The following is an 18365-nucleotide window of genomic DNA, read 5'->3' on the forward strand; positions in this document are numbered from 1 at the left end:
TTTGTAGCCTCGGCGATGCCCGAGTGTGGACGGGGCCGCGTTAATTAGGCCTCGGGTGGCACATAACCGTCGATATGCACATCTTGGCCTTCGAATAGAAACTTCACCATTTCTTCTTCGATCACCTTACGGTGCTCAGGATCCATCATGTTGAGTTTTTTCTCGTTAATGAGCATGGTCTGCTTTTTCTGCCACTCAGCCCAGGCTTCTTTGGAAATGTTGTCATAAATGCGTTTGCCGAGCTCGCCGGGATAAAGCTGGAAATCTAGCCCGTCGGCTTCTTTTTGTAGACGTTGGCAAAATACGGTACGGCTCATAATCTAGGCTCCTTGTCATCGCCTGTGAGATGTTGTTGGCGCTCGTGTTCTACTAAGGTTAACAGCTTTTTCACTGGTGCCGCTAACCCAACTTTTGCTGGTTGCGACAAGTTATACCAAAGCCCTTGGTTCGCTTCCATGATGATTTGCGGCCGTTCATTAACACGCACCTTGACGGGGACAATATCGAGGTGAAAGTGGCTAAACGTGTGTCTAAACGCGGTGAGCACCTCAGTGTGAGTCGGTTTGATCCCCTGCAGCTTGTCGGTAATATCGACATCAAGTGTCTGCTCTGATGCTTCCGGTAAGCACCATAGCCCGCCCCATAGCCCACTGGGCGGACGCTGCTCTAACCAGATATCGTCTTGGTATTGAATGAGTAAAAAGCTGACTTGCTTTACGGGCAGAGTCTTTTTGGGCTTTTTACCGGGAAAATCAAGCTGACGACCTTGCGCGCGCGCTTCACAGCGCTCTGCGACTGGGCAAAGTTCGCACTTAGGCTTGCTGCGGGTACAGACCATGGCACCCATATCCATCATCGCTTGGTTGTATTTATCGGTATCCGTGGCGGGCGTGAGTGCCTCAGCGATGTCCCAAAGCTTGTTTTCTACCGGCTTTTTTCCCGGCCACCCCTCGATGGCATAGCAACGTGCCAAGGTGCGTTTGACGTTGCCATCCAAAATAGGGTGGGGCTGATTAAGCGATAATGATAGTACCGCGCCGGCAGTTGAGCGCCCGACACCAGGTAGCGCCATGACTTGCTCAAGCGTGGTAGGAAACACGCCGTTGTGTTCGCGTGCGATCACTTGTGCCGCTTTGTGTAGGTTGCGCGCGCGGGCGTAATAGCCAAGTCCTGTCCATAGGTGCAACACTTCGTCTTGTTCGGCATTCGCTAAATCGGTGACTGTTGGAAAGCGCGTCATAAAGCGCTCAAAGTATGGGATCACCGTGCTCACTTGGGTTTGCTGCAGCATGATCTCGCTGAGCCAGACCTTATACGGGGTTTTGTTTTGCTGCCAAGGCAGGGTTTTACGGCCATATTGCTCGTACCAGTTTAAAATGGCGTCGGAAAAAGATTGACTCACTGTGCTCTCTCTTATTGTTTTGCTCACACGTGCACAAAGGCAGGTCACAGGGTACACTAACCCGAGGGCGCACTAATAGGATCCGTGCTGCCAACTTGCGCAATGGCGAAAACTTTGCATAATGCGCAGTCCGTTTAGATTTCCAACAATCGATGGTCTTTTTCACCACCATCACTAACACTGCATCACAGGCACTCAATCATGACTGAAGTCACTAAAACCGAACTGACCGAGGATGGCAAAGTTATTCGTAAAGTACGCAGCTTTGTGCGTCGCGAAGGCCGTTTAACCAAAGGCCAAGAGCAAGCGCTCAACGAGTCCTGGCCGACCATGGGCATTGACTTCGAGGCGACCGAACTGGATTGGCAGCAGGTGTTTGGCAACGATAACCCAGTGGTGCTGGAAATCGGTTTTGGTATGGGCGCATCCCTGGTGGAGATGGCTAAAAATGCGCCTGAGAAAAACTTTGTGGGTATTGAAGTCCACACCCCAGGCGTGGGTGCTTGTTTGATGGCCGCGCGCGAAGCGGGCGTTAGCAATCTACGTGTGATGTGTCATGATGCGGTGGAGGTGTTTGAGCAAATGTTGCCGAAAGACAGCCTCGACACGGTTCAGCTGTTTTTCCCTGACCCTTGGCATAAAAAACGTCACCATAAGCGCCGCATTGTCCAATTGCCATTTGCAGAAATGGTACGCGACAAATTGAAAGTGGGCGGCGTTTTTCATATGGCGACCGACTGGGAAAACTATGCCGAACATATGATTGACGTGATGGAGGCTGCGCCTCACTATCAGAACGTGGCGCAAGATGGTCTTTATGTGCCACGCCCTGACGATCGTCCTCTCACTAAATTTGAGCAGCGTGGGCAGCGTCTTGGCCACGGTGTTTGGGATATCAAATACACGCGCACCGCATAAAAACGCGCGTGTGATTCGGTGTCACAGACACGCTTAAAGCCAACCTAGCGTTGGCTTTTTTGTCCTATGTTGTAGAAGGATCCTGCCGGTGAAACCCAGTGCGCAATTACTCGAGCAAATTCTTGCTGATGTTCGGCCATTAATTGGACAAGGCAAGGTGGCTGACTATATTCCGGCATTATCGGATGTGGCTAATCACAAGCTCGGTATCGCCGTGTGTTATAACGATGGCGATGTGATCCGTGCCGGTGATGCGGATGAGGTATTCTCTATTCAATCGATCTCCAAGGTGTTGAGCCTGACACTGGCGATGCAAAACTATCAAGCCGAGGAGATCTGGACGCGTGTGGGCAAAGAGCCCTCGGGACAAGCGTTTAACTCGTTAATTCAGCTTGAGATGGAGCAAGGGATCCCACGTAATCCCTTTATTAACGCCGGTGCCTTGGTGGTCAGCGATATGCTACACACGCGCCAATCTGCGCCGCGCCAACGTATGCTAGAGTTTGTTCGCCATCTCGCTGACAACCCGCACCTTTGTTATGACAAAGGGGTGGCGGATTCAGAAATGCTGCACAGTGACAGAAACGCGGCGATTGCGTACCTGATGCGCGCGTTTGGTAACTTTGATAACGATGTTGTGCCGGTATTAACCAACTACTTTCATTACTGCGCGTTAGAGATGAGCTGTGTCGATTTAGCGAAGGCGTTCTTTTATCTGGCCAATAAAGGGACACCGCTGTCTGACAGCGCCGCGATTTTAAGTCCTACACAAAGTAAACAGATGAATGCCTTATTGGCCACTTGTGGCTTGTATGATGGTGCGGGTGAATTTGCTTATCGCGTAGGCATGCCGGGTAAGTCTGGCGTGGGGGGAGGCATTATTGCCATTGTACCTGGCGAGATGTCGATTGCCGTCTGGTCGCCGGAGCTAGACCCTTCAGGTAATTCACTGGCAGGGACGGCCGCGTTGGAGCTATTGTCGGCGAGAATTGGTCGCTCGATATTCTAATGTGTCTCGATTGTTGTGCCGATCATAAGGACAATATTCACGCCGCTTTAACCTATAAAGGCCTCGCAGCACGCTGCGGGGCCTTTTTACTGGGCAAATACGCTCTGATGTCGTAATGAGTTTACGCGTCAGCCGCCAATGTCGCGAAAGCGTGATCGGCCGCGGCGAGCGTAGCGTCCACTTCTTTTTGACCGTGAGCTAAGCAGGTAAAGCAGGCCTCAAACGCGGAAGGTGCCAAGTAGACCCCTTGCTCGAGCATTAAGTGGAAGAAACGCTTGAAGCGCTCGGTGTCACACTGTTGCACATCTTTAAAGCAGGTGACGGTCTCTTGCTCGGTGAAGAAGAAGCCAAACATCGCGCCTGCTTGGTTGGTGGTCAGCGCAATACCGTGTTTGTCAGCCAAGGACTTAAACCCTTCTGCGAGCTGATTGGTAACATGGGTCAAGTAATCGTGGTTACCTGGCTGACGTAGCTCAGACAAACAGGCGTGCCCGGCCGCCATGGCGACGGGGTTCCCCGCCAGTGTTCCCGCTTGGTATACCGGACCTGTCGGTGCCAAGTATTCCATCACTTCGCGACGTCCGCCAAAGGCACCCACCGGCATACCACCACCGACAATTTTACCCAGTGTGGTTAAGTCAGGTTTTACGTCGTAGTAAGCTTGTGCGCCACCTAACGCCACGCGGAAGCCAGTCATGACTTCATCAAAAATCAGTAAGGTACCGAACTCGTCGCACAGCTCGCGCAGCCCTTGTAAGAAACCCGGTTGCGGCGGCACACAGTTCATGTTGCCCGATACCGGCTCAACAATGATACAGGCAACATCTTCAGGGTAGGTTTCGAATGTGTGGCGTACCGACTCAAGATCGTTATAGGTGCAGGTCAGTGTGTGCTTGGCAAAGTCGGCCGGCACTCCTGGCGAGTTGGGCTCACCGAGGGTGAGGGCACCAGAGCCCGCTTTGACCAGCAAGCAATCGCCATGGCCGTGATAGTTGCCCTCAAATTTAATGAACTTATCGCGTTTGGTAAATCCGCGCGCAAGACGAATAGCGCTCATGGTCGCCTCAGTGCCTGAGTTCACCATGCGTACCATTTCCATCGAAGGCACTAGCTCTGCAACCAGCTCCGACAAGGTTGTTTCACTCTCGGTTGGCGCACCAAAGCTGAGGCCACGCTGTGCGGCATCCACCACGGCTTCGCGGATAGCACTGTGATTATGGCCTAAGATCATCGGGCCCCACGAGCCGACAAAATCGATATAGGCTTTGCCGTCGGCATCAAAAATATACGCGCCGTCAGCACGCTCCATGAAGACAGGGTCGCCGCCGACACCGGCAAAAGCACGCACGGGAGAATTCACGCCACCGGGAATGGTGCGTCTAGCTTGTTGAAAAAGTTGTGCTGATTTGGTCATGACATATCCTGTTTGGTAAGGCTTGGCCTAAATTGCGTTGGCGTATTTTAACCAAAGATACGGAACACTGGCGAGGTAGAGTATGATTTCGTTAAGACAAGATTGGCAATTAATACGTACTGATCACAGTTGCGATCAAACGCGCAATACTTGAACACTTTACTCAGGTATTAGATAATCCCATACTTAGCACAAAGAGCATGTGAGGTAACAATGAGCGAAGCACCTTTGCCGTTAGAGTTTTCTGAGGCCGCGGCAACCAAGGTAAAGACGCTGATTCAGGAAGAAGAAAACCCCAACCTGAAGTTGCGCGTCTATATCACCGGTGGTGGCTGTAGCGGCTTCCAATATGGTTTTACCTTCGATGAAAACGTCAATGAAGGGGATATGGAGATCGAAAAAAGCGGCGTGATGCTGGTGGTTGATCCTATGAGCTTACAGTACCTGATGGGCGGTAAGGTCGACTACACCGAGGGCCTTGAAGGATCGCGCTTTTTCATTGATAACCCTAATGCCACGACCACCTGTGGCTGTGGTGCATCGTTTAGCGTCTAACCTTTTTATGGCGACGTTCAGCTTTTTGAGATAAAAAAACGGCGCCTTTGAGCGCCGTTTTTTATGCGCCAAGGCGATTAGCCACCTCGGTTGTAATGATTCAAGCTGCCCACGGTGGCCAGTAACTGATTAAACTTACTTAGCTGAGCCATACGCGATTCGGCCAGTCGCACAAACGCCTTTTTCTGTTCGCCTTGCAACGACTTCGCCTCAGGCAGCTTTACCGTCCGCGGGTTTTTGTGTACCCCATGGACGAGAAACTCATAGTGCAAGTGTGCGCCCGTCACGCGCCCTGTTGAGCCTAGCGTACCAATGATATCCCCTTGTTTGACTCGCTGGCCGGTTTTCACTTTACGCTTGGTCAGGTGCAAATATTTGGTGATATAGGTCGAGCTGTGGCGGATAAACACATAGTTGCCGTTGAAGCGGTTATACGAGGCTTTCATCACCACGCCGTCCCCAGCTGCTTTAATGGGGGTACCCACTGGCGCAACATAGTCGGTACCACGGTGAGGCTTTACACGACCAGTGACCGGGTGCAAACGACGTGGGTTGAAGTTTGAGCTAACATAGCGGAAGTTAACCGGTGAGCGTAAAAACGCTTTTTTCATCGCTTTACCACTCGGCGTGTAGTACTTACCATTTTTTGCGCGTACTGCCGTAAAGGTATCTCCTCGGTTAGTGAAGGTCGCGGCGAGGATATTACCACTGCCAATATGCTCCCCTTCCACAAACTCTTCTTCATACAACACGGAGAAGCTATCACCATTGCGAATATCAAGGGCAAAATCCACATCCCAACCAAAGATCCCCGCCAATTGCATGATCTGATTTGGGTTTAATCCAGCATCCGAGGCTGCTTGCCAGAAGTTTGACTTGATGGTCGCGCGCGCAAAGTTTAGCTGCGTATCCACGTGCTTGGTTTCAATACGTGATTGATAGCTATCATCAATTTTGTTGACGATCAGCGTTTCATTACTGCCTCGAGGCTGAATGAGCTGCACCAGTTCGCCGTCATCGTCTACCCCTAGGCGTACTTCATCGCCTGGATTTAAGTAAGCGAGGGTTTGCGTTCTTTCGTCGGCATTCACAAGGCGATAAAGGGTCGTTGGGCTTAACCCCGCACGGCTGAACAGTAGCGCCATGCTCTCGCCAGGCTGCACTTCATAGGTTTGCCAGTTGATATTGCGCTTAAACTGCGCGGGCATCTCTTCTTTGGGAGGCAGTAATGAGACCGCTTTAACCGGTAAAGGGTAATGTTTACCCGGTTCGAAATTAGGTTTAGGGCGCGGCGTATCGGCGCCGTCTGGTACCAAGATTAATAAGACAATGAATGCGCTCAATGCACCGATAACGAGTTTATGTAACTTAGGTAAGGCTGCGAGTTTATTTAACGGCATGAAGACTATGTTGAATCACTACGAATAAAGTTATGACAGTCAGACACCCAATCGGTTTTATTGGGGATGATGCCCTGAAGTAGATTTGACACGGCTGACACAAAGACCACAAACATCTTTTGACGGCAGCCGCTGCGCGCACCCTGTACACACTCTATCAGTTTAACTGGTTTCAAAAACTGTCGCTATTCGAGTAGTATGTCGGTTTATCACATTTTTGCCTATTGGGTAGGAGCAAGAGACTATGGCGAGCCTGGAAGCTGCGCTAGCAGAACTAAAACGTGGCGTAGATGAAGTAATCCCGGAAGACGAGCTGGTGGCAAAGCTGAAAGAGGATCGTCCTCTTCGCATCAAACTTGGCGCGGACCCCACCGCACCCGATATCCACCTGGGTCATACAGTGATCCTTAATAAGCTGCGAGCTTTTCAAGCGCTTGGCCACGAAGTGATCTTCTTGATTGGTGATTATACCGGTATGGTGGGTGATCCAAGTGGTAAAAATACTACCCGTCCACCATTGACACGTGAACAGGTGCTGCAAAATGCAGAGACCTATAAAGAGCAGGTGTTCAAAATTCTGGATCCGGCGAAAACGCGTATCGAATTCAACTCGAAATGGCTAGGGGAGCTGGGCACAGATGGCATGATCCGTTTGGCGGCAAGCTCGACCGTGGCTCGCATGCTTGAGCGTGATGACTTTAAAAAGCGTTATACCAGCAACCAAGCCATTGCTATCCATGAGTTTATCTACCCACTGCTTCAAGGGCACGATTCGGTGGCATTGGAAGCTGACGTTGAGCTGGGCGGCACTGACCAAAAGTTCAATTTGCTGATGGGGCGAGAGCTACAAAAGCAAGCAGGACAGAAGCCGCAAGTGGTGATGACCATGCCACTGTTGGTTGGATTAGATGGCGTTAAAAAGATGTCGAAGTCAGCACACAACTACATTGGTGTGAGCGAACGCCCGGATGATATGTTCGGTAAAATCATGTCGATTTCTGACGATCTGATGTGGGATTACTATGAGCTGCTGTCTTTCCGTCCCCTCGAGGAAATCGTCCAATTTAAGCAGGACGTACAAGCGGGTAAAAACCCACGTGATATTAAGATCCTGCTAGCCAAAGAAATCATCGCGCGTTTCCACTCCGAAGCCGACGCCGATGCCGCTGAGCAAACGTTCGTCAATCGCTTCCAAAAAGGCGCGATGCCGGATGAAATGCCAAGCTTCACCTTCGAGCAAGGTATGGCGATTGCTAACCTATTAAAAGAGGCGGGGTTGGTTAACTCCACCTCCGATGCGCTGCGTATGGTTCGCCAAGGCGCGGTGAAAATTGATGGCGAAAAAGTCGAAGATACCAAGTTAGTGCCTGCCGCGGGTGAAGCCGTTTACCAAGTGGGTAAACGCAAGTTTGCTCGGGTGACGCTCAGCTAAACCGCACCCTAGCTGGCGTATTCAGCAGCCACTGAGAGTGCAAAACCCTCGCATGACGCGAGGGTTTTTTTATATCAAATACTCAACACCGATAGTGGGACTGGCGCTTAGCCACTAGGTGTGCCAAACGCCTTTTAGTGCACGTACCATGTGTTGACCAAGATAAAACGCCGTTTGTAGGCAGGCTTCGTTAGGTTGATCATCGTCTGGCGTGTGTGCGGTCACTCCAAGGCTTGTGCCACTTGGATTAATCTTTTCCACCCCTATGTTGGCGCGACCTAGACTTAACCACAGCATGTCATGCTGGCTGGCTAAGGTTTGGAAATACTGCAGTGTCTGTGGCTGGTCACCTCCTGGGTAGGTGCCCACCGTAAAGCCAGCCGCGTACTTTCCTCGCCAGTCTTGGCGCTCCCAGGTGGGGCTAGAAGCGTCGGCAAACGCCTTAAATTGGGCGCTCGGTCCACCCATATAGGTGGGGGCACCAAAAATAATCGCATCAACGTCTTTAAGCTTTTCAAACACCTTGTCATCGACAAAGCGTCCGTTTTCAATCATGTCTGGCTCAATGCGGTAAACCACAGGTTCGGCATCGCCGGCATGAATGCCTTCCGCAATCGTGGTGGCTAGCGCATGAGTATGATCGTCGACAGAATGATAAATAATGGCAATGCTGATCATAGTGGCTCCTTTACTGAGACTGTACGTCAGACCTTAGGGTGTGTTGTCTAAATTTCAACCACTGTCTATTCAGGCTCGGCATACTGTCCCAATCATGGCTTTTAAGACCTGTCTAGCGCGAACGGTGGCAAGGACAAATGCCAGCGGATCGCCGCTAAGCGAATCAATAGTGTGGTGACCATACCCACAATAGAGGCAGTCACAGAGCCCGGGCTGACTTGAACGGCGAGCGTATGAACGATGCCGCCAGCAATACAGGCAGTGGCATACACTTCTGTTCTCAGCACCATAGGTACTTCGCGCGCGAGCACATCACGAATAATGCCGCCGCCACACGCGGTGATCACGCCCATGATCACCGCTACCAAGGGAGATGCGCCATAACTCAGGGCTTTATCGACACCGATACCCACAAAGACCGCCAACCCAATGGCATCGGCACAAGGCAGCACGTACCAGGGGAGACGACGAGGGTGACGGATAAGTAGCATAGTGGCCACACAGGTGGCTAAAATCACCCAGATATAGGTGGTGTCGGTGATCCAAAACGCAGGTGTGGCGCCCATCGCCATATCTCGCACTGTCCCGCCGCCAATGGCGGTTGCACAGGCGAGAACGACCACGCCAAAGGGATCCATACGCAGACGGCCCGCCACCAGCACCCCGGAAATTGCGAACACGGCCGTACCGAATAAGTCGAATAAATACAAAATCATGGTCTGAGTCATGCTAAATCCTATTGTGCCTGACGGACTTCATCGAGGGCGGTACAAATTTGCTCGGCGGCGTTTAATGCACGAGGGGTCGCGCGAGTCAGCCAATCCGGGTTAAGTGACCAAGTAAACTGGCGCGTCGCCTTAGGCAGCAACTCAGCCATTGAATGCCAACTGTCTGGTAGCTGCTCGCCTGTGTGGAAAAGCACTTTGGGGGCACGTGTGATGACTTGTTCCATATTGACTTGTGGATAGGCGGCGGGGCTGTCGGCGAAGATATTTTTCCCTCCACATAAACGAAATAACTGACTCGGCCAGGCTCGGTTACTGGCGGTCATCAGTGGCGTGTCACTGAGTAAGTAAAAGTAGGGAACGGGCTCTGCACTGCGGTACTGGGCGTTTAATTGCGCCAGCTTTTGATCAAAGGCGTTAGCATTGCGTGTGGCGATGTCTGGGTTCTCGCTATAATGACCCAGCTCGCGAATAAACTGACCAATATCACTGAGCGTGTCTGGGTTGAGGTAACGGATGGTAAAGCCTAATTCCGCCAAGGTTTCCAGAGGTTTGGGCGGATTCCCGCCGCGCCAAGCTAAAATAAGATCCGGTTGCAGGGCGATAATGCGTTCGAGTTTGACTCCCCGATAGTTGGCCACGCGCTCGAGCGACTGAGCCGGCTGCGGATAATCACTGTAGGCACTTGCAGCGACCATATTGGGGCCAAGCCCAGCGGCATAAGCCAGCTCTGTGGCGTGGGGGGCGAGACTAATCACTCGCAACGGAGTGGCGTGAGCAAAAGGCATCCATGTTAAGGCCAAGACAAGCCAACAGGCTTGCAAGCGAAAAAGGGTACAAAGGGCACGAAAACGTGGCATCAATCAGTGTCCTTAAACGATTAAAACCAAGGAGCATAACCCGAGCCAGATTAAAACACTGTGGGTTAACTTCAAGCGCAGCAATAAAAGGTGATAACAAGCAGGGGTGACCCCATAGCCAATTTTGGTTCTCAAGGTCTTAGTACCTTGATAAACAGCCGGGCCGCCTAGAGAGAGCTGGAAGCGACTACCTGCACACGCGAGTAGCCAACCTGAACCAGGCGTTCGCCAGCGTCTGCCCTGCTGCCAGCCGGTTTTTAGGTGTGACCAAGGTTGACGGCTCATTGCCACGATCACAGCAAACAGCCCCATTGGCACTATATCCAACAGGTTCAATAAGCGGGCGCTGGCGAGCCCAAACGGGTAATAGCTTAAGCGGCTTGGGGTCCAAACGCGGTGAAGGTGTACCAAGCTGGTGTATAGCAAGGCACCCACACCCCCTGCGAGCAGATAATAAAATATCACGCAAACACAGTGCCGCGCTGTGCCAAGAAGCAGTGTTTCCGCGCCCGCTTTCCCTATTCCGATCAATGACAGAGACTCGGTTTCACGGTTGACGCGTGTGGCGAGCAACGCGCGCGCTGCGCCCTTATCATGTTGGTCTATCGCATGGGCGATGGTGTGGCCAAACTTATCGATTGGCCGCCAATCAAGTGCGAGCCAGAGCAATATGGCATCGAACAGGGGACGCGACCAAACGAGCTCTCGGGTGGCGATTAAAAAAATGGCGAGGGTGCCACCCATCAACATTAAGGCGAGCGCACCGGCAAGCTTACGCTGGCGCTTAGGGTCTGTATCTTTGTTGACTTGGCTCGCGAGCAAGTCGGCATACTGTCGCCAGTATTGAAACGGAGAGTATTGACTGGGCAATGGGAGTAGCCAGTGCACTAATACCGCCAACCACAGCGCCCATAAGCGGCCTTGGTCGGCGGCGTAGATCATCCATTGTTGCGGATTGAGCAAATCATCCATGGGGTTGAGTGATCAGGCGTCGATCATTGCGATCATGTTTTCCACCATGGCCGATGAGCTTTTGGCCGCTAACGGCAGAAACTCTTCAAAGGTCATGGGTGACTCTTTTTCTGCCACGACATCGGAGATGGCGCGCACTACCACAAAAGGCGTGGCAAACTGGGCACACACTTGCGCGATCGCTGCCGCTTCCATTTCGGCGGCCACCGCATCTGGGAAGTGGGTATAGATATGTTGGCGGTGGGCATCGGTGTGCACAAAGGTATCGGCGGTACAGATCAAGCCACGCACCACATGTGTTTGGCTGTCCACTGCTTTTTCTGCGAGTTGCATTAATGCTTCATCGGACTCGAAGACCGCCGGTTGCTGCGGCACTTGTCCCATTTGATAGCCGAATGCAGTGGCATCCGCATCGTGATAGCAGACTTTGGAAGACACTACCACATCACCCAGATTGAGTGAGGGCTCAAACGCACCGGCCGACCCTGTGTTGATCACCCAGTCAGGTTTGAATTGTGATAGCAGCAAGCTGGTACCAACGGCAGCAGCAACCTTACCGATGCCAGACTGAAGTAACACGATATCATGGCCTTGCAAAGTGCCAGTATAAAAGGTGCAGCCGCCTTCTTGGTGCGTGGCGCTGTTTTCCAGCTTGTCGCGCAGTAGAGTGACTTCTTGCTCCATGGCGCCAATAATGCCGATTTTCATGCTGATAATCCTGTTCGTGTAAATGCCGTTAGTGTACATGAGGCAATAAAAAAGTGCCTCCCTGAGGCACTTCTGGATAGATAACATCGATGTCTACGTGAACGATGTCGGACGATGCCTTTGGTGCGTCGCCCGCGCTATACTTCTAGGTAGTCCATGATGCCTTCTGCTGCTTTGCGACCTTCATCAATGGCCGTCACCACCAAATCGGAGCCGCGCACCGCATCGCCCCCGGCAAAAATTTTGGGGTTCGTAGTTTGGTACAAGATATCACCTTTTGCGGGCGCTTGGATTCGTCCGCGCTCATCAAGGGCGACATCGTAAGGTTCTAGCCACTCCATCGCGTGTGGCTGAAAACCAAAGGCCATGATCACCGCGTCCGCTTCCAGCACATGCTCACTGCCCTCAATTGGCTCTGGGCGGCGGCGACCCGCAGCATCAGGCTCTCCGAGCTGGGTTTTCACCACAGTGACGCCGCTAACATTGCCATTACCGTCGACTTCAATCCCTAACGGTTGCAGGTTGAACATAAAGTTCACCCCTTCTTCGCGGGCATTTTTGACCTCACGGCGCGAGCCAGGCATGTTTTCCTCATCACGACGATAGGCACAAGTGACACTGGCGGCTTGTTGACGAATCGAGGTACGGACACAGTCCATCGCGGTATCTCCCCCTCCAAGCACCACGACACGTTTCCCCGCCATATCGATGAACGGTGGAGCGTTGTCCAGAGCCATCACCTTATAGGTGTTGGAGACTAAGAAGGGCAGCGCATCAAAGACGCCGGGCGCATCTTCATTGGCGAGGCCTGCACGCATATACTTGTAGGTGCCAACCCCTAAGAAAACCGCATCGTAGTCATCGACCAAGGTTTGCATGTCGATATCTTTACCTACTTCGGTGTTGAGGCGAAACTCAACCCCCATCTCGGTAAAGACACGCTGACGATGCCGCATCACATCTTTTTCCAGCTTAAAAGATGGAATGCCAAAGGTGAGCAAGCCCCCAATTTCTGGGTAGCGGTCAAAGACCACGGGTTTTACCCCGTTGCGGACCAGTACATCGGCGCAGGCGAGTCCTGCTGGGCCGGCACCAATCACAGCGACTTTTTTATCTGTCCACTCAACATGTGACATGTCAGGCTTCCAGCCCATCTCAAAGGCTTTGTCCGTGATGTACTTTTCGACATTGCCGATGGTGACGGCGCCAAAGTCGTCGTTGAGGGTGCAGTCCCCCTCGCAGAGACGGTCTTGTGGGCACACGCGACCACATACCTCGGGCAGGCTATTGGTTTGGTGCGACAGCTCAACCGCTTCTATAATCCGACCCTCGTTGGCGAGCTTGAGCCACTGCGGAATATAGTTGTGCACTGGGCACTTCCATTCACAGTAGGGGTTGCCACAGTCAAGACAACGATCCGCTTGTGCTGACACCTCTTTTTCAGTGAAGGGTTCATAGATTTCAACGAACTCAATTTTGCGCGTTTCAATCGCTTTTTTGCGCGGGTCAATGCGCTGCACATCAATAAACTGATAGATGTTCTGGCTCATGGGTCCCTCCTTTTACTGCGCCTGAACGCGCAGCTCAGCAGCGCTGCGACTTTGGTGGCCTAATAAGGTATTCACATCAGCGGCTTTCGGTTTGACGAGGTAGAAACGGTGTACCCAAGTGTCAAAGTCATCGAGCAGCTGTTGCGCACGATCCGAGCCGGTCAGCTCGAAGTGTTGGGCTATCAGGCCACGTAAGTGCTCTTGATGGATAGCCAAAGCCTCCAACGACAGGGCTTCAACCAACTCAGGGTTGATACGACCGTTAAAATCGCCCTCTTCATCCAGCACGTATGCGAAGCCACCGGTCATCCCAGCGCCAAAGTTGACCCCGGTGCGACCGAGAATGGCCACAATGCCTCCCGTCATGTATTCACACGCATTGTCGCCCGCGCCTTCCACAATGGCATGGACGCCTGAGTTACGCACGGCAAAACGCTCACCGGCTTTACCGGCCGCAAACAATTTGCCCCCAGTGGCACCGTATAGGCAGGTGTTACCCATGATGGTGGACTCATGGCTGGCAAATGCTGAGCCGATAGGGGGCCGGATCACAATCTGTCCGCCGCTCATGCCTTTTCCGACGTAGTCGTTAGCATCCCCAATAAGGGTGATGTTCACTCCCGCGGCATTCCATACCCCGAGCGATTGGCCGGCGGTGCCTTGCAGCTGCACATCCAGCGGGTTAGCAGCCATACCGGTATTGCCGTAACGTTTGGCAATCGCACCAGACAAGCTGGCACCGACTGAACGGTCGGTATTACGAACAGACTTGTAGACACTGGCACTGTGGTTGGCCGCAATAGCTTCACCCAGTTCACTAAGCAGGGCTTGGTTAAGTTCAGCCTTGTCAAATGGCGTGTTAGGCTCACTGCAATACAAGGTCTTACCTGGCCACGGCGTTGGTGCATCGAGAATATGGCTTAGGTCGAGCTTCAGTTGCTTGGCGGTAAAGCCATCAACTGCCTCAAGGAGGTCGGTTCGACCAATCAGATCGGTAAGCTTTTCCACCCCTAGTTCGGCCAGCAGCTCGCGCACTTCTTCCCCTAGGCCTTTGAAGAAGTTCATCACTTGCTCGGGCAGGCCTTTAAAGTACTCACTACGTAAGGTTTCATCCTGAGTAGCAACGCCAGTTGCACAGTTATTGAGGTGGCAAATACGAAGGTATTTACAGCCAAGTGCGACCATAGGGGCGGTACCAAAGCCAAAGCTTTCTGCGCCTAAGATAGCGGCTTTGACAATGTCTAAACCGGTTTTTAGGCCCCCGTCGACTTGTAAACGGATCTTATGGCGCAAGCCGTTTTCAACCAGTGCTTGCTGAGTTTCAGCGAGCCCCAATTCCCACGGGCTACCTGCATATTTTACCGAGGTGAGCGGGCTGGCACCTGTCCCACCGTCGTACCCTGAGATGGTTATTAGGTCGGCGTACGCTTTGGCCACCCCGGTGGCAATGGTGCCTACGCCCGGCTCTGAAACCAGCTTAACCGACACGAGTGCCTGCGGATTAACTTGTTTGAGATCGAAGATCAGCTGGGCTAAATCCTCAATCGAGTAAATATCATGATGCGGCGGTGGCGAAATCAAGGTCACGCCGGGGACGGAGAAACGCAGTTTAGCAATTTCTGCCGTCACCTTATGGCCAGGCAGTTGTCCACCTTCTCCGGGCTTCGCGCCTTGGGCAACCTTGATTTGCAGCACATCCGCATTGGTCAGATAGTGCGGGGTGACGCCAAAACGGCCAGATGCAATCTGCTTGATGCGTGAATTGCGTTCGCTATTGAAACGACGTGGGTCTTCGCCTCCTTCGCCGGAGTTTGAGTGGCCACCTAGACGGTTCATGGCAATAGCCAGCGCTTCGTGCGCTTCCGGGCTCAAGGCACCGATAGACATCGCCGCCGAGTCAAACCGTTTGAACAGCTCCGTTGCCGGCTCTACACGCTCGAGCGCAACCGGTGAGGCCGCTTTTTTCAGTTGCATTAAATCGCGCAAGGTTGCCACAGGACGCTCATTCACGGTTTTAGCGTAGGTCTTGTAATCCATGGCCTCGCCAGATCGCACCGCGCTTTGCAAGTTGGTCACCACATCTGGGTTATACGCGTGGTATTCACCATCGTGGACATACTTAAGCAGACCGCCATGTTCAAGCGGTTTACGCTTGATCCATGCTCGGCGAGATAGGTTGATCAAATCTTGTTGGAAATCATCAAAATTGGCCCCTTGAATGCGGCTAGCCACGCCTTTAAAGCAAAGCTCAATCACATCTTGGTGCAAGCCAACCGCCTCGAACAACTGCGAGCAACGGTAAGAGGCAATGGTCGAAATCCCCATTTTTGACATGATCTTGTAAAGGCCTTTATTAATGCCATTACGGAAGTTGACCATCACATCGCGATACGGCTTATCGACGGCGCCAATATCGACCAAGTTCGCCAGTGTTTCATAGGCTAAGTAAGGATAAACCGCCGTGGCACCAAACCCGAGTAACACCGCAAATTGATGGGGATCGCGAGCACTGCCGGTTTCGATAATGATGTTGGCATCACAGCGTAGGTTTTGGTTAACCAAGCGTTTTTGCACCGCACCGACCGCCATTGCCGCAGGAATCGGCAGCGTATTTTTATTGATACTGCGGTCAGAGAGCACCACAAGAACGGTGCCATCACGGACACAACGCTCGGCCTGATCGCATAAATCGAGGATGGCTTGATGAAGATCTTTTTCGTTCGGATCGTAATTAATATCTAAAATGCTGTTGCGATAATAGGTATCGTCCAGCTCAAGCAGTTGCACCAGATCCGAGAACAAAAGAACCGGAGACTTAAACGCGACCCGCTCGGCGTGCCCATCGGTTTCACAGAACACATTCATTTCACGGCCAATACAGGTGGCCAGAGACATCACGTGGTTCTCGCGCAGCGGATCAATCGGTGGGTTAGTCACCTGGGCAAATTTTTGCCGGAAGTAATCGCTCACACAGCGTGGACGCGACGATAATACGGCCATTGGCGTATCATCACCCATGGAGCCAGTGGCTTCTTGGCCAATATCACCCAGCACTTTGACGACTTGATCCACTTCCTCATTCGACATCCCAAACAGCTTTTGATAGGTCTTAAGCTGGGCATCTTTAAGGTTACGGCTGCCTTCACTGGTGTCAGGATCTAAGTCTTCAAACGGTGTGAGACGACGGACATGTTGGTCCAGCCACTCACGATACGGATGACGGCTTTTTAGCTCATCATCGATTTCACCTGAGTGCCAAATCTTCCCTTCGCGGGTATCGATCACTAAAAGCTCACCCGGGCCCACGCGGCCTTTTTCTGACACTTCGTCAGGTGCGTAATCCCAGATCCCAATCTCGGAGGCGAGGGTAATAAACTTATCTTTGGTAACCACATAGCGCGCCGGACGCAGGCCGTTGCGGTCAAGATTACAGGCGGCATAGCGGCCGTCTGACATCACGATGCCCGCCGGCCCGTCCCATGGCTCCATATGCATGGAGTTAAAGTCATAAAATGCGCGCAGTTCATCATCCATGTCTGGGTGATTTTGCCATGCGGGCGGCACCAGTAAGCGCATAGCCCGGAATAAGTCCATCCCACCGGCGAGAAAAACTTCCATCATGTTGTCGAGGCTTGAGGAATCAGATCCTGATTCATTCACAAACGGGGCGGCTTGATGTAAGTCAGGCAACAAAGGGGAGTTAAATTTGTATGCACGTGTGCGTGCCCACTGACGGTTCCCCTCAATGGTGTTGATTTCGCCGTTGTGGGCAAGGTATCTAAAGGGTTGTGCGAGCGGCCAGCGTGGTTGAGTATTGGTACTGAAACGCTGGTGGAACAAGCAGATAGATGACTCTAAGCGCAGATCCGCGAGATCGGTGTAAAAACGTGGCAGATCCGCTGGCATACACAACCCTTTGTAAACAATGGTTTGTGTGGATAGGCTGGTGACATAAAAGTCAGCATCGTCTGCCAAGGCTTGTTCTGCACGGCGACGCGCAATATACAGGCGTCGCTCTAAATCGCGTGCGCGCCAGCCTGCTGGACCATTGATAAACACTTGTTCAATGACCGGTTGAGACTGTTTGGCGATATCCCCGAGTACATCTGGGTTGGTCGGTACGGTTCGCCATCCCACCACTGATAGCGTTTCAGCGTTGATTTCTTGCTCGAAGCGTTGTTTGGCTTGTTGGGCTTTTGCCGGATCGGCACTGAGAAAAATCATGCCGACCGCATATAGGCGGCTCAGCTTCCATTGGTTTTGCTCAGCAATAAGGCGGAAAAAGCGGTCGGGCTTTTGCAGTAGTAGCCCACAACCATCGCCTGTCTTGCCGTCAGAGTTGATGCCACCTCGGTGGGTCATGCGGTCAAGTGCAGCGATAGCAGTACGAACCAGTTTGTGGCTGGGCTCCCCCTCTTGATGGGCGATAAGGCCAAAACCACAGTTATCTTTTTCCAGCATTGGGTTGTACAGCGACATTGCAATTCTCCCTTGCTACTGCGTTACGCGCAGTGATTGCATTTATTGTCGTGATCCTCCTGACCACTCTGAACAGATTCGCTTTGTGACTGTGCGCTCGTTATGTTGTGATTTTTTAACGAGAAAAGTCGGTGATTTACACTCTAACTCACTGTTTTATCGATGGATTGACAGAGAATACACAGGCAAAGCGCTATTCAGCGACCTTCCAAATTAACGGTAAACCTTGCAAAGGTCAAATTTTTATATGCATCCTTTATGCA

Annotated in this window: 15 protein-coding genes; 4 read left to right on the top strand and 11 right to left on the bottom strand. The window is 52.2% G+C overall.

Annotated elements, in window-relative coordinates; translation table 11 throughout:
* Window positions 1-44 precede the first annotated feature (44 nt).
* Window positions 45-317 (bottom strand): oxidative damage protection protein, encoded by a 273-nt coding sequence (locus BZG72_RS07825; protein ID WP_046074030.1) that lies wholly within the window; start codon window positions 315-317, stop codon window positions 45-47.
* Complete coding sequence (mutY, locus tag BZG72_RS07830; RefSeq protein ID WP_077666500.1) at window positions 314-1402, bottom strand: A/G-specific adenine glycosylase; 1089 nt, start codon at window positions 1400-1402, stop codon at window positions 314-316. The genes BZG72_RS07825 and mutY overlap by 4 nt, the downstream gene beginning before the upstream one ends.
* 201 nt (window positions 1403-1603) lie before the next feature.
* Here mutY and trmB point away from each other — a divergent pair, with 201 nt between their 5' ends.
* Complete coding sequence (gene trmB, locus BZG72_RS07835) at window positions 1604-2320, top strand: tRNA (guanosine(46)-N7)-methyltransferase TrmB (RefSeq protein WP_077606121.1); 717 nt, start codon at window positions 1604-1606, stop codon at window positions 2318-2320.
* A gap of 88 nt (window positions 2321-2408) precedes the next feature.
* A complete protein-coding gene (gene glsB, locus BZG72_RS07840) occupies window positions 2409-3329 on the top strand; it encodes a glutaminase B (protein ID WP_077666501.1) in 921 nt (306 codons plus the stop codon).
* Between the two features lie 121 nt (window positions 3330-3450).
* Here glsB and hemL read toward each other — a convergent pair whose 3' ends face one another.
* A complete protein-coding gene (hemL, locus tag BZG72_RS07845) occupies window positions 3451-4743 on the bottom strand; it encodes a glutamate-1-semialdehyde 2,1-aminomutase (RefSeq protein WP_077666502.1) in 1293 nt (430 codons plus the stop codon).
* A 213-nt stretch (window positions 4744-4956) separates the two neighbouring features.
* Between hemL and erpA the strand changes: the two genes are divergently transcribed.
* Entirely contained in the window at window positions 4957-5298 is a 342-nt protein-coding gene (erpA, locus tag BZG72_RS07850) for an iron-sulfur cluster insertion protein ErpA (protein WP_021022145.1), read from the top strand.
* Between the two features lie 77 nt (window positions 5299-5375).
* Here erpA and BZG72_RS07855 read toward each other — a convergent pair whose 3' ends face one another.
* The gene (locus BZG72_RS07855) at window positions 5376-6698 is read right to left on the bottom strand and encodes a peptidoglycan DD-metalloendopeptidase family protein (RefSeq protein WP_077578759.1); all 1323 of its coding nucleotides are present in this window, start codon (window positions 6696-6698) and stop codon (window positions 5376-5378) included.
* A gap of 244 nt (window positions 6699-6942) precedes the next feature.
* Here BZG72_RS07855 and tyrS point away from each other — a divergent pair, with 244 nt between their 5' ends.
* Window positions 6943-8130, top strand: a complete 1188-nt coding sequence (gene tyrS / locus BZG72_RS07860) for a tyrosine--tRNA ligase (RefSeq protein WP_077578760.1) — start codon at window positions 6943-6945, stop codon at window positions 8128-8130.
* 114 nt (window positions 8131-8244) lie between these two features.
* Here tyrS and BZG72_RS07865 read toward each other — a convergent pair whose 3' ends face one another.
* From BZG72_RS07865 to gltB, 7 genes are all read right to left on the bottom strand, one after another.
* Complete coding sequence (locus BZG72_RS07865) at window positions 8245-8808, bottom strand: flavodoxin family protein (protein WP_077606124.1); 564 nt, start codon at window positions 8806-8808, stop codon at window positions 8245-8247.
* Between the two features lie 101 nt (window positions 8809-8909).
* Entirely contained in the window at window positions 8910-9524 is a 615-nt protein-coding gene (locus tag BZG72_RS07870) for a TRIC cation channel family protein (RefSeq protein WP_046074211.1), read from the bottom strand.
* Window positions 9525-9544: 20 nt separating this feature from the next.
* Entirely contained in the window at window positions 9545-10393 is an 849-nt protein-coding gene (btuF, locus tag BZG72_RS07875; protein WP_108743035.1) for a vitamin B12 ABC transporter substrate-binding protein BtuF, read from the bottom strand.
* A gap of 12 nt (window positions 10394-10405) precedes the next feature.
* Entirely contained in the window at window positions 10406-11365 is a 960-nt protein-coding gene (locus BZG72_RS07880; protein WP_046074046.1) for a cobalamin biosynthesis protein, read from the bottom strand.
* Between the two features lie 12 nt (window positions 11366-11377).
* Complete coding sequence (gene mtnN / locus BZG72_RS07885; protein WP_046074047.1) at window positions 11378-12073, bottom strand: 5'-methylthioadenosine/S-adenosylhomocysteine nucleosidase; 696 nt, start codon at window positions 12071-12073, stop codon at window positions 11378-11380.
* 137 nt (window positions 12074-12210) lie between these two features.
* Complete coding sequence (locus BZG72_RS07890; RefSeq protein WP_046074048.1) at window positions 12211-13623, bottom strand: FAD-dependent oxidoreductase; 1413 nt, start codon at window positions 13621-13623, stop codon at window positions 12211-12213.
* 12 nt (window positions 13624-13635) lie between these two features.
* Window positions 13636-18102 (bottom strand): glutamate synthase large subunit, encoded by a 4467-nt coding sequence (gene gltB, locus BZG72_RS07895; protein WP_077666503.1) that lies wholly within the window; start codon window positions 18100-18102, stop codon window positions 13636-13638.
* Between the last annotated feature and the right edge of the window lie 263 nt (window positions 18103-18365).

The sequence above is a fragment of the Salinivibrio sp. PR6 genome, assembly GCF_001995955.1.
Taxonomy (GTDB): Bacteria; Pseudomonadota; Gammaproteobacteria; order Enterobacterales; family Vibrionaceae; genus Salinivibrio; species Salinivibrio siamensis.